This window comes from Paenibacillus phoenicis (assembly GCF_034718895.1).
In the GTDB taxonomy this organism is placed as follows: Bacteria; Bacillota; Bacilli; order Paenibacillales; family Paenibacillaceae; genus Fontibacillus; species Fontibacillus phoenicis.
Map to the genome: position 1 here is coordinate 829,322 of NZ_JAYERP010000001.1, position 12,911 is coordinate 842,232.

Consider the following 12,911-nt stretch of genomic DNA (forward strand, 5'->3'; position numbering starts at 1 on the left):
GGGGAATACGGTGATTCGATGGATTGTGAACCGGTTTTCGCACCATATTCAATTCCGGTTGACCGGATATTTTATTCTCATTTTGCTTCCGCTGGTCTTGATCAGTCTGTTTGCGGTGGAGCGGTCGCGGGATATTCTCTATGATCAGGCGGTGCAGCGGACCGAAACGGCCCTCTCCTCGGCAATGAACCATTTCGACTTGGTCTTTCAGAACGTCGAGGAGATTTCGACGCTGATCGCCGGCGACCCGGCAATGAATGCGCTGCTGAACGAAAGCGGCAGCGATTTTTCGCCGCAATCCATCTTGGCGTTCTCTTCCATTTTGGAACAGTTGTCGAATTCGGTCTCAGTGAACCGGTATATCTCACAAATTTCCGTCTATCATCCCGCCTCGGGGATGCTGATCTCCACCCATTACGGAGGCAAGCAACTGGCCGGGGACGCGCAGAAGGAATGGTTTGTGGAAACTGCCCGCCGCAACGGGACAGGGATTTCTTACGTTAAGGCCGATTATGCCGTGACGGACGAAGTGACCTTTGGGCAATTAACGAACTCCGACAGTATCTCGCTGCTAAGAGCGATGGATTTGTATAACAGCAATCGGCAAGCCAATTTATTGGTCGTGTCGTTCAGCAAGAACAAATTATTAAACATTATTAAAACGCTGCTGCCTTCCGAAAACAGCCGGATCGTCCTGTCGAATGAACGGGGGGAAGTGCTGCTGGAAGCGGGCAAGCCTTCGGCGATGCATCTGCCGGATCAGGATATGACCGTCACCATCGATTCCTCCTATTCGCCCTGGCAGCTGACATTGGTTCAGCCAAAAAGCGAGCTGTACCGGGAGACGGATCAACTGCGGCTGTTTACTTTTTCAATTATTGGGCTGAGCTTAATTCTGGCACTGATCGTTTCCTGGGTGGTTTATAGCGGAATTGCCTCCCCCGTACTGAAATTGGCCAAGGGGATGAGGCGCTTAAGTAACGGCGAGCTTAACGCACATGTCCGCACGAACCGGAAGGATGAATTCGGTTTTTTGATTCAATCTTTTAATCGCATGGCCCTGGTACAGAAGCATTTAATCGAGGACCATTACGAGCAGCAACTGCGGCTGAAAACAACCGAACTCCGGTTTCTGCAGTCGCAGATCAACCCGCATTTTTTATATAACACGCTGGATTCGATTTACTGGATGGCTAAGAATTACGATGCGGAGGAAATCAGTGAGATGGTAATGAATCTCTCCAGCTTTTTCCGGCTGAGCCTGAACAAAGGACGGCAGGAGTTTACGGTCGAGGAGAGCATCGCTCACTTGAACTATTATTTACGGATTCAGCAGCTTCGCTTCATGGATAACTTCCAAGTGGAATACCGGATTTCGGAGCAAAGCAAGCGGATTCCGCTGCTCAAGCTGCTGCTGCAGCCGATTGTGGAGAATGCCATCATCCATGGGATGGAGGGAAAGGAAGTGGGCGGTTATTTAGTTATCTCCAGTTGGGTGGAACAGGAGCATACGCTTCACATCCGCGTGGAGGACAATGGGCCGGGGATTGAGGAAGAACGGCTTCACTACATTCAACAGGAGCTTGACCGGATGGATCTCCGCAAGATCGTGGCCTATTCACAGGATGAAGAGCAGGTGAAAGATTTATTTGGCCTGCGGAATGTGCTGAGCCGGATGAAGCTGTACTACGGACCGGAGGCACGGCTGACCGTACAAAGCGCTCCGGGGGAAGGAACGACCGTTACGTTATCGATTCCATTAAAGGAGGGACAGGATGAATCTGATGATCGTGGAGGACGAGCCCCGGCTGCGGCAAGCGCTAGCCTATAATATCATGTGGGAGTCGCACGGGATCGACATGATTGGTACCGCAGCAAACGGTTTGGATGCGCTTAGGCTCATGGAGCGCAAGAAGCCGGATCTCATGCTGATCGACGTGCAAATGCCGGGCATGGACGGATTGGAGTTATTGCGGGAGCTTAAAGGTCGGGGCTTACTCAACCGGTTGATGAAAATCATTATTTTAAGCGGACACGACAATTTTGAATTTGCCCAGATTGCGCTTAAGCATGGGGTTTCACGGTATTTACTGAAGCCGGCAGGCGAGGCGGAGATCTTGGAAGCGGTCTTGGATGCCAGACGCCAGCTGCAACAGGATCTCGAAGAGTGGCGGCGGCAGGCCGCTTTGGAGAAGCAGTGGTGGTCCAACCTGCCGCATTTGCAAAACCTGTTCTTCCTTCAGTGGGCGGGCGGCAAGATGGGACGGGAGGAAATTCTGGCGAAAAGCCATGAACTGCACGTTCCGCTGCATCGGGAGGATCGGATTGCGGTTGCGGCGGTGGAACTGGACCCTTCCCCGAAGGAGGAAGAGACGACGGAAATTCAGAAGTTTACACTCCAGTTGCTGGCCAAGGAGCTGCTAACTCCACCGGATTGGTGGATCGCCGCCAACTCAGACATGAATCTGATGATGGTCTGCGTGATTGGCCCCGAGGCCGATGCGAGCGAAGCGTTGCTGCGCATGAATGCGGACTTGTCCCAGCTGCTCTCGCGAACCAAGGAAGTGCTGCAACGGACTGCCAGTGCGGGCCTTAGTGCGGCGGTTGGTCCGTTGGAGGACCTGTCATCCTTGTACCGGCAGGCTTGTCATGCCCTGCAGGAGCGAGTTGTGTACGGGCATGACTTAGTGATCCCATATCGTGAAACCGCCGGGGAGACCGCTCGGCCTTTTGCGATCGAGCCCCATCTGGAGAAGGAGCTGGAGATCGGGCTGGAGACCGCAGATGAGTCCAAGGCGATGACAGCTTTGCAGGGGATATGGGATGCGCTGGTTTCGAGAATGGCGTCCTCGGACGATTTTCACGAGGCGGTGCTTTTTGTGCTTGGCTTGTTTGCCCGGATGATTCAAAAGCGGGGGTGGACGACCAAGCAGGTGCTTGGCGACGAGGCGAAGTATATCCAGAATGTGAGTCTGCTGAGCACCCAAACGCAAACTTGGGCGCTGCTGACGAGAATCGTGCAACGCATCATAGCCTACGTGAAGGAGCAGCGGAAAGCGAGCAGCCACCAGGTGGTGAAGGAGGTCCTTCGTCTGGTGAACGAGGAAATGGATCAGGAACTGACACTGCACATGGTAGCGGATCGCATATATATCAACTCCTCTTACCTCAGCCGGCTGTTCAAGCAGGAGATGGGAGTAGCCTTTTCAGATTACGTCCTCGAGCGCAAAATGGAGCGAGCCAAGGCGCTGCTGCAGGAAGGGCACAAGGTCTATGATGCCGCGCGTTCAGTGGGTTACCGGGATGTCAGTTACTTCACCAAGGTGTTCCGCAAGTACTGGGGAGTAAACCCCGGGGAGTGTAAGGGTTAGTTTAGGTTAAGCTTCGGCTTGGCCCGACTCCGGGCTGTGCCTGGCTTGGGGCGGGGGGATGTGTGGTGCTGGGTACCAGTTGCTAGAAGTCTGATGCAAGGGCGGTGGCAGGATGTTGGGTACCGACTAGGTGCGTGGAGCTGCTGTTGGGTACGTAAATGTGGTGTGGTGCTGGTGGTTAGGTGCTGGGTGTTTCGGGTTCGCGACAGTAGTTCAGTTCTAACGCTTGTGAGTAACGCTATTTGGGTCTTTTCGACGTGGTTTGAAATCTAACGCTGATCAGAAAGCTTATTTCCCGATTTTCGGCGGAACAGGGGCGGTTTTTCCGTGAATAAGCTCTCTGGCAAGCGTTAGAATCTGAACTCCCCCGATTTTCCCGAAATAAGCACCAGGGCAAGCGTTAGCGAGACATGAACACGCACGGAGCATGCCGACGCTGGGCAGAAACAGCTGACAAGTGTGCTTAACTCTTACGTTACGTCATAGATAATAATTCACCCTAAGTAGACCGATTCAGATTTTGAAGTTCATAGGTTTACTTTATGTAATTGGCTCAAGATAGATTACTTCTTTGCCCTGTTGGGTAGCATAATCAATTTCTCTTCTTGTGCTTTCACCAATGTATCCATTGACATTGATCACGAAGATTTCGTCTGACATATCGATTTTGTGATAGTGAAGATATTCAAAGAGTTTAACTTGTTCTTCGGTTACTTCGATATTATCGCTTTGCTCGAAAAAACCAAGACTAAGTACAATTCTGCCTTTTAGGGTCAAATTAGCTTCTGCCTCACGGAATTGTTTTTTGAACTTTGTTGAACCACATAAAGTCACTACGATTGGTTTATTATGTTGCGAAAAATCGTTCATACAGGTCCCCTTATTCATAATATTCTTTCGGAATTCGAGTTACTGACTTTTATTGCTTTCACTTACAAATCCGATGAGCGAATCAAATACTAGATTTTCTTTACGAGGCTATTATGTATAACCTAGGCCAAACCGTGAAATTAAATATATGCTCCACACTAATGGAAGCCGCAAGGCTTCTTTTTTTTGCCCATGAAAGACTCAGAAGCCATCATTTTACCATAAATAGTAATTGGTCTCTCCTACTCAGCCCGCCGGTCCGATTTTACAATATGTTCACAAGATGGTCACAAGTGGACGATGGAGAGCGAAAGGGGGCAAGCGGATGCAAGTAAAGACCAGAGCCGGGGTGGAATCGACCCAAACCAAAACACCTCAAGTGAAGCGAAGCTATTGGAGGCGGTTAGGACTTGACATCCGGAAGGAATGGGATCTCTATCTCATGCTCGTGCCGGGCATTTTATTCATCTTGCTGTTTAAGTATACGCCAATGTACGGAATTACGATTGCCTTCAAGGATTTTAATATTTTCACCGGATTTGCGGACAGCCCATGGGTGGGGTGGAAGCATTTCGAGCGGCTGTTTACGTCGCCGGACTTTGCCCAAGTGTTTAGAAATACGGTCATCATCAGTTTTCTGAAGATCGTTATTTTGTTTCCGTTACCGATCGTGGTTGCGCTGATGCTCAATGAGATGCGGAATATGATCTTCAAACGGACGGTGCAAACCGTGATCTATCTGCCTCATTTCCTGTCTTGGGTTATCGTTGGCGGATTGTTTATGGATTTACTATCAACAAACGGCGGGATCGTTAACAAAGCGCTCACCGCGATGGGGATGGAGCCGATCGCGTTCTTTCTGGACAACAGCGTGTTTCGCAGCGTCCTGATCACTTCGGCGGGCTGGAAGGAAACCGGCTGGAGTACGATCGTCTACCTGGCGGCGTTCACCACCATCGATCCCATGCTCTATGAAGCGGCAAGGATGGATGGAGCCGGGAGATGGAAGCAGCTGTGGCATATTACTTTGCCGGGGATCGCGCCGGTCATCATCCTGATGTTTATCCTGCGGCTCGGCAGCGTGCTGGAAGCCGGAACGGAACAGATCTTGGTGATGTACAATCCCGTCGTCTATCAGGTGTCAGACGTCATCGGCACGTATGTGTACCGCCGCGGGTTGGGCAGCCAGGATTACAGCTTTTCCACAGCGGTGGGACTGTTTGAGGCCGTAATCTCCTTCACCTTGGTCATTGCAGGGAACGCAGCCAGCCGCAAATATTTACAGCGCGGGATTTGGTAGGAAAGGGGGAGCTCATACATGGATCATAAACAAGCCTTGGAAGGATTGCAGCCGCGCGGAGTGATCAAAACCTCGTTTTCCGAAAAATGCTTTACCGTTTTCAATTACGTCTTCTTTATTCTGCTAGGGCTGACAACATTGCTTCCGTTCGTCAATTTGCTTGCCAAGTCCTTGAGCAGCGAAAGCGCCGTAATCTCAGGAAGGGTGGGGTTGCTTCCGGTAGGACTGCAATTTGAGACATATCACTATGTGCTTCAAGACTCCATGTTCCTCAATTCGCTGAAGGTATCCATCGCCCTGACGGTGATCGGAACGGCATGCAGTTTGTTTCTGACGACGCTCACGGCTTATCCCTTGTCTAAAGTACGGCTGCGTGGACGAAAAGGGATCTTGTTGATTTTCGTTTTTACCATGTTGTTCAGCGGCGGGTTAATTCCCACCTATCTGCTGATGCAGAACCTGAACCTGGTCAACTCCTTCCCGGTCTTGTTCCTCCCGGCGATGGTAAACGTCTACAACATGCTGATCATAAAAAACTACTTTGAAGGCCTCCCGGAAGAATTGGAAGAATCGGCTAAACTGGACGGGGCGGGGAATGTCCGAATCCTCATGTCGGTCATGCTCCCCTTGTCGCTGCCGGTGCTGGCGACGATTGGTTTGTTTTTTGCCGTAGCGTTCTGGAACGACTATTTCACGGCCATGATTTACATCAGTGACCCGGCCATTAAGCCGATGCAGCTGTATTTGAAGGAGCTGCTCGTTTCCTCCAGCGGGGATTTCCTGAAAGATAACATCGATGCGGCCATTAACACTACCCCGCAGTCGATCCAAGCTTCCTCCATTTTGCTGGCGACCATTCCGATTCTGCTCGTGTATCCTTTCTTGCAAAAATACTTCGTAAAAGGCGTGCTGGTGGGTTCAGTGAAAGGTTGAAGCAACATGGCTCGATTAAGGCTAACACCTGAAGGGAGGTGATGAGCTCCGCTTGCAGTAGAACCCCAGTAGAAACCCAAAAACAACCGATTTGAAGGAGGGTATATATGAATTTAAAGATGAAAAAAACGTCAGCGGTACTTACCGCCATCCTTGGCTTTGCCCTAGTGTTGTCCGGTTGCGGCGGCGGAGGAGGCGGAACGTCAGAGCCTGCTGCGACTGAACCATCGGGAGGAAACACCAACACATCAACAACAGAAGGCAGTAACAGCGGGGGAAGCACGGACAAACCAGATTTGCGGATGATCATGCAATACGGGCTGTTTGATCCGAAGACCGAATACGTCGCAAAATACATCGAAGAACGCACCGGGTTTCATGTGGAATATGAATTGCTGCCGGCGGAGAACGCTGATGAGAAGCTGAACTTGATGGTATCCAGCAAAGAAAATTACGACATCGCCAAGCTGAATGCCGCCCAATTCTACAATCTGGCTTCGGCGGGGGCACTCGAACCGATGGATGAACTGCTGGAGGCCCATGGCAACTATATTAAGCAGTCGATCAAGCCGGAGTCCTTCGCCAGTGCTACGATCGACGGCAAGATCTACGGGATTCCCGAAACGGGAGCGGGTGTGAGCATCGGTGAAGAGCTGGTCGTTCGCCAGGATTGGCTGGATGAGCTGGGCTTGTCCATCCCAACGAACCGCGATGAACTCTATACGGTACTTAAGACGATCAAGGAGAAGAAAAATGTCATCCCGCTGACGCTGAGCAAGGACTCCATCTACGGCGACATTGCGGCTACCTTTGGCGTGCTTACCGATTGGAAGGAAGTCGACGGCAAGCTGGTTCACCGGGCGGAGCAGCCGGAGATGAAAGAATACATTACCTTCATGAACAAGCTGTATAAAGAAGGATTACTGGACACCGAAACGCCGCTCAATACCGCTCAAGAATCGATTGAGAAGTTTTCTGGCGGCAAAGCAGCGATGTATAAGCTGGCCTGGTGGAATGCGGGATCTGCGATCGCGGCGTTGCAGAAGAACTTCCCTGAGGCCAAGACGTCGATCATTCCTTATCTGAAAGGACCGGACGGGAAAGCCGTCGTTGGCGCAAAAGCAAATGTGACCTGGTACATCGGCATTTTGAAATCCTCCAAAAATAAAGAAGCGGCCATGGAATTCCTGAATGCGAAGCTGGAGCCTGAGACATTCAAAGGCATCGCGCTGGGTCAAGAAGGGGTTCACTATGAAGTGAAGGACGACAAATATTATCCAATTCTCCCGATCTTTAATGAACAGTTAAACAATGCGAGCAACTTCCTGACTGGCGTGGACGAAGAGAAATATCCGATCTATTGGCAAGCCCGCGTGCGGAAGGATCCGGTGCTTCAGGCGCATTTTGAAGCGTTCCAGAAAAATGCAGAAGGTCTGGTTGTCGTTGATCCGATGTCTACGGCGCCGCCCATTGAAGCTGTGTCCAAAAATCTACTGAAGCTGACAACGATGCTGGATGACAATGTGCTACAGTTTATTTCCGGGGCGAAGCCGATTGAACAATACGATCAATTCTTGGCGCAATGGAGAGCAGAAGGCGGAGCTGACATGGTGGCTGCGGCGAACGAATGGTTCCAGTCTACGAAATAAGCCATCCTCAGATCAAAAGGAGGCATCTGGATGAAACGTATGTTGCAGAGGCGAATGGCCGGAGTGATTTGTCTCACCTTACTGGCGGCGTTGTTCTGGCCGGGGATGCCCATCGCCTCCTCGGCCGCAGATCCGGAGAAACTTCCGAAGGCGGAAGAGACTTCAAGCGAACCGGTTCAGTTTGTAAAAGACGAAGGGAGCATCGCGCTTGAATTCACGGACGTTAACGCTGCGGCTGGCTCATTCGAGGGAAAGGCGGATTACCTTGCCTTGTTCACCAGCGGGGCGACCGTAACCGATGCCGCGTATGAGCCTGTGTCGGAGGTACGGGTTGCGGAAGGGCAAGTGGCCGTCACCGTTGATGCCGAAGGGATCGTGCAGGAAGTCGTTGGTCCCCTAGATGATCCTCCCACAACATGGGATGCGGAGCGAATGCTCCCGATTCCGGAAGGGGGATACCTCGTGCTGGCTGGAGGGAAGAGCTCTTGGGACGAGTCGGCATATCGACCGGCGCTCTTTCAGGAGTATCACCTCGGGGATCAGGTGAAGCTGATGCGTGCGGGGGTGGAAGTGACCGCGGCGGATTTTATTCCGGCAACGCCTGATCCGGACCCGGAACCTGCTCCAGAGCCTCCACCTGCCGCCGAACCGGAACCTGAACCGGATCCCGATCCGGAGCCAGCGCTTCCCGAGCTCATGCTGTTAACGGAAGACCAGACGATCGTGGACATTCCTGTCATCGAAGTTGCCGGGTTTGTGGCGAATTATGATGAGCAGCTGGAGCTTGGCGTTACGGTAAATGGGGACCAGGTCGAGTTATCAGCGGATGGGGTTTTTCGTGAAAATGTGTATTTAAGTGCGGGAGCGAACGCAGTAACGGTCATCTTACTTCAGGCCGGGGAGGAATTGGAAAGGGAGATATTGACGATTATGTATGAGCCGTCGGAGAATCAGGACTATATCGAAGTTGAAGCCGCACCCAAAGATATCTCCATCGACATTGATGGACCGCGGATCAAGATCGATTACGTGGATAAAGACGTGACTGGCGTGCCCAATATCGTTGCGTTGTTTACTAGAGATTACGGCGAATCGATCGAAATTCCACAGTTCAATGTGGCCGTACAGGTCGATGCTAACAACCGGGTTTTGCAGGTGATTAACCCTTCAATTAACGGTCAGCCTCCCGTATGGACCGGGCCGACCCTCCTTGAAATTCCGGAGGAAGGTTATGTGCTGATGGCGCAGGACGACAGTTATGCTGGCAATTACATCAAGCGTTTCCTCGCAGAAAATTTCAAAGCGGGAGACATCATCAAGCTTCGCAAGAACGGAGAAGTCGTATCCGTCCGGGATCTGATGAGCGGGAATGGCCCGATCGCCCGTCTCAAGGTAAACAATCAGCGGATGTATACGGTGACGGAGGACCACACGATCCTGTCGGGGATCATCGAGAATATCGACGATCCGGCGGCCATCCAGCTGCTGGTGAATGGGACTTCCGTTCCTTTTGAGGCGGATGGATCCTTTAGCTATTCTTACCCTTTAACGAAAGGCACCAACTATATCGAAATGAGGGTATTAAAAAACGAGATCGAGCAGGACCGTCGGGATCTGGCGGTGTTTGCCCGGGATCATCTTGCCTCGGACAAAGAAGTCATTTTATGGGTCGATCAGGCCTCCAATGCGAAAAAGTTTCAAACCAGCGAGCAGGTGCGCGCTTTTCTTCAAAAGGCCAAGGATAGCGGAGTCACCTCCATCGCCTTGGATGTGAAGGGCGTAGAAGGCTATGTCTCGTACAAGAAAAATGACTTGACCGGAAGGCCCTACGTCAGCGAACTTCAAGCTCCCGGAAGAGCAGGAGCCAATCCGGACTTGGATCTGCTGCAGGAATTCATCGATCATGGCCATGATTTAGGGTTGGAAATCCATGCGGTGGTTAACGTATTTGCCGAAGGGTCTATCGCCTATAACGAGTACGCCGTGCTGAATGATCACCTGGACTGGGAAGAGCGCGTGCACTACGCGGAAAACAACGGTGAAATCAAACGGCTGCGGGAAAGCGCGAAGCAGGGCTTGGTCGCCTTCGTCAATCCGGCAAACGATGAGGTGCGCGAGTTCGAGCTGAAGACTTTTGAAGAGATTCTCAAAAATTATGACGTGGATGGCGTCGTACATGACCGTGGACGCTACGACAATGAAGGTGCAGATTTCAGCGAGGAAACGCGGGTCAAGTTTGAGCAGTTCTTGCTCCAGCGCGGCAAGCAGCTGAACGACTGGCCCAATGACATTTTTTATTATGAAAATAACGTCAGAGTGGATGGCCCGCTCATCCAAGATTGGTGGGAGTTCCGGTCAGGTGTGATCCAGAGCTTTTTTGGCGAAGTGAAGTCGCTGGTGGATTCCTACGAGGCTGGGTCGGGAAGAACGATCAAGGTGTCTTCCTACGTCGGTTCCTGGTATGAGACGTATTATCTCAACGGGGTGAACTGGGCGAGCAAAAATTTCCGTATCCATCCTTCCCTGGGCTTGCCGGTTGAGTCGATTTATACACCGGAGTATTACGATACCGGGTACATCGAATATCTAGATTTTCTGATGATTGGCGCTTATCAGACGACCAGTCAGGAGATTCAGAAGTACATTACCCTTGGGAACATCGTGACGAATGGCGAGATTCCACTGTATGCAGGGATTGCCCTAAACAATGTACAGCTTCCAGCCGTTCAGCGGGAGGTGTTCCAGGCGGGCCTGAGAACGACAAACGGACTCATGCTGTTCGACGCTTCCCAAATTAACTGGGCGATTGCCAAGGCGTCGCTGGAGGACCGCGAATGGGTGAAGGATTACCAACTGGGCATGAGCTTGCCGGATCGTCCTGATACGTTCCTCGAAGGCCATTATTACAACGTGAACCGGGTGGAAGGTAACATTAATGTGCTGACGGACGCGTTTGGAACGACAACGGGAACAAATCATTTTGGCGTTGAGGTGGTTGTGGATGATACGGGCGTCGTCACCCGCGTGGCCAACCGCAATCAAGCGATCAATTGGAGTTGGGGAGCGCCGGAGGAGAATAACAGCGTCATTCCGCCAGGCGGCTTCGTCATCTCGACCATTGATCCATCGGGAGTTAGAACCAATCGGCAACTTGTGGCCAACGCTTATGAGGTTGGCGATCAGGTTCGTTCCGCCGTCTTAAGCGGCCTGATGGATGATGCGTTGCGAGAAACACGGGACAGCCATTATCCGTTGGAAGGCACGGTTGAGGTGCTTGGCCCAGGAATGCCTTCCGTGAAAGTAAATGGGGAGTCCGCGTCCGTTACCCCGACCGGAACTTTCTCAGCAAACGTCCCGTTATCGCCAGGGATCAATTTCGTCCAAGTGGATGTATATGTGGATGATCTGAAAACGAATAGCCAGACCGTGCAGATCATTCGCACATCCACCGGGGATGGCGGCTCCAATCCTGGCCAGCCGGGATCGTCGGGCGGCAGCAGCAGCGGTACGACGCCAACCCAGCCGGTGAAGCCGGAGCGGCTGGACGTTGTGAAGACTACGGCGGAGAATGGACAGCATCTCGTAGACGCTAAGGCCGAATTGTCGCGGATGCTTGAGGAGGTCAAAAGTCTTCAAACGAAACCGGCCCAATCGCAGCAGCTTCAATACAGCTTCACTGAATCCGCCGACGTCCTCACCCTGCACTTGCCAACCGCGGGATTGGAGGCAGCGGTGAAGGAGTTGCCAAATGGCGTTATCCTGCTGGAGTCGCCGTTAGTAGGCAGGCTGGAGCTGCCGGTTCAGGCGTTAAGCGAGTCTCTGCAACTGCGGGGATCTGCGGACAGCTTGCAAATTCGCCTCAGTCTACCTGCGAAAGCGCAGGAAGAAGAGCTTTACCGCTTGTTGCCGGATCAGGCTGCACCGCTTGGATCGCTGCTGGAGGTGTCCTTCTTCTGGGAGCAAGACGACACCTTAACTGAACTGCCAGCCTTTAAGGGAGCCAATGCCAAGTTTACGGCTGCACCGCTGTCAGGTTCCGTCTCTGCCGGTACGACCACCGTTCTTCTTCTGCAGCCTTCTTTGGGCAGCTACACGTTTGTGCCTGCGGTGATCAAGGAGGAAGGCGGTAAGGCCCAGATCACGTTCCGGTTGAAGGCAAGCGGCATTTATGCGGCGATCGCGCACCGGAAGACCTTTACGGATCTGAACGGCCACTGGGCGGCTGACGAGGTAGGGATGTTAGCCTCCAAAACGGTCATCCAAGGCACCTCCGATACGGAATTCAGTCCCAATGCACCGATTACGAGAGCCCAATTTACGGCGATGCTTGTCCGTGCCCTCGGTTTGACAAGACAGCAGCCGAATCCGAGCGGGGGCTTCACCGATGTAAACCCGGGTGCGTGGTATGCGAGTGCGGTATCGACGGCGTTAGAACACGGGTTAATTGAAGGTTTTGCCGGCGGAGAGTTCCGTCCGAACGAGCAAATTACGCGTCAACAGATGAGTGTGCTGCTGGTTCGTGCGTTGAAGCTGGCAGGAGCCGAGGTTCCTCTTGGAAACCCGAGTTCCACGCTGGCTGGATTCGAGGATCGCAGCCAAATTGGAGCTTGGGCTAAAGAAGCCGCAGCTATCGCCGTGGAATCGGGCTTAATGAAAGGGCGCGGGGATGGCGATTTTGCCCCCGAAGCATCGTCTACCCGTGCAGAAGCAGCGACGGTGCTTGCCCGAATGTTGCGGATGGCGGGGCTGATCAATCCGTAAATGGAACGCAAAATGCCAGCCTGCGGA

Annotated in this window: 7 protein-coding genes; 6 read left to right on the forward strand and 1 reads right to left on the reverse strand. The window is 52.4% G+C overall.

Annotation, left to right across the window (positions count from 1 at the left end; all coding sequences use genetic code 11):
- Positions 1–10: 10 nt before the first annotated feature.
- Entirely contained in the window at positions 11–1,831 is a 1,821-nt protein-coding gene (locus U9M73_RS03870; protein ID WP_323076369.1) for a cache domain-containing sensor histidine kinase, read from the forward strand.
- Positions 1,776–3,371, forward strand: a complete 1,596-nt coding sequence (locus tag U9M73_RS03875) for a response regulator transcription factor (protein WP_323076370.1) — start codon at positions 1,776–1,778, stop codon at positions 3,369–3,371. Before U9M73_RS03870 ends, U9M73_RS03875 begins: the two co-directional genes overlap by 56 nt.
- Positions 3,372–3,911: 540 nt before the next feature.
- Here U9M73_RS03875 and U9M73_RS03880 read toward each other — a convergent pair.
- Positions 3,912–4,241 carry a TIR domain-containing protein gene (locus tag U9M73_RS03880; RefSeq protein ID WP_009222869.1) on the reverse strand — a complete coding sequence of 110 codons (330 nt, stop codon included), beginning with the start codon at positions 4,239–4,241 and terminating at the stop codon, positions 3,912–3,914.
- A gap of 325 nt (positions 4,242–4,566) precedes the next feature.
- On the opposite strand from U9M73_RS03880, the gene U9M73_RS03885 reads away from it, so the two are divergent.
- The 4 genes from U9M73_RS03885 (at position 4,567) to U9M73_RS03900 (ending at position 12,884) form a co-directional block, all read left to right on the forward strand.
- Positions 4,567–5,541: an ABC transporter permease gene (locus U9M73_RS03885; protein WP_323076371.1), complete on the forward strand. Its 975-nt coding sequence runs from the start codon at positions 4,567–4,569 to the stop codon at positions 5,539–5,541.
- Positions 5,542–5,559: 18 nt separating this feature from the next.
- Complete coding sequence (locus tag U9M73_RS03890; protein ID WP_085170409.1) at positions 5,560–6,474, forward strand: carbohydrate ABC transporter permease; 915 nt, start codon at positions 5,560–5,562, stop codon at positions 6,472–6,474.
- A 107-nt stretch (positions 6,475–6,581) separates the two neighbouring features.
- Entirely contained in the window at positions 6,582–8,123 is a 1,542-nt protein-coding gene (locus U9M73_RS03895) for an extracellular solute-binding protein (RefSeq protein ID WP_009222872.1), read from the forward strand.
- A gap of 30 nt (positions 8,124–8,153) precedes the next feature.
- Complete coding sequence (locus U9M73_RS03900; RefSeq protein ID WP_323076373.1) at positions 8,154–12,884, forward strand: S-layer homology domain-containing protein; 4,731 nt, start codon at positions 8,154–8,156, stop codon at positions 12,882–12,884.
- Positions 12,885–12,911: the final 27 nt, after the last annotated feature.

What these genes read in the sequence shown, in the direction of transcription:
- U9M73_RS03875 (WP_323076370.1), top strand. Translation starts at nt 1,776, where the DNA reads ATGAATCTGATGATCGTGGAGGACGAGCCCCGGCTGCGGCAAGCGCTA.
- U9M73_RS03880 (WP_009222869.1), bottom strand. Translation starts at nt 4,241, where the DNA reads ATGAACGATTTTTCGCAACATAATAAACCAATCGTAGTGACTTTATGT.
- U9M73_RS03885 (WP_323076371.1), top strand. Translation starts at nt 4,567, where the DNA reads ATGCAAGTAAAGACCAGAGCCGGGGTGGAATCGACCCAAACCAAAACA.
- U9M73_RS03890 (WP_085170409.1), top strand. Translation starts at nt 5,560, where the DNA reads ATGGATCATAAACAAGCCTTGGAAGGATTGCAGCCGCGCGGAGTGATC.
- U9M73_RS03895 (WP_009222872.1), top strand. Translation starts at nt 6,582, where the DNA reads ATGAATTTAAAGATGAAAAAAACGTCAGCGGTACTTACCGCCATCCTT.
- U9M73_RS03900 (WP_323076373.1), top strand. Translation starts at nt 8,154, where the DNA reads ATGAAACGTATGTTGCAGAGGCGAATGGCCGGAGTGATTTGTCTCACC.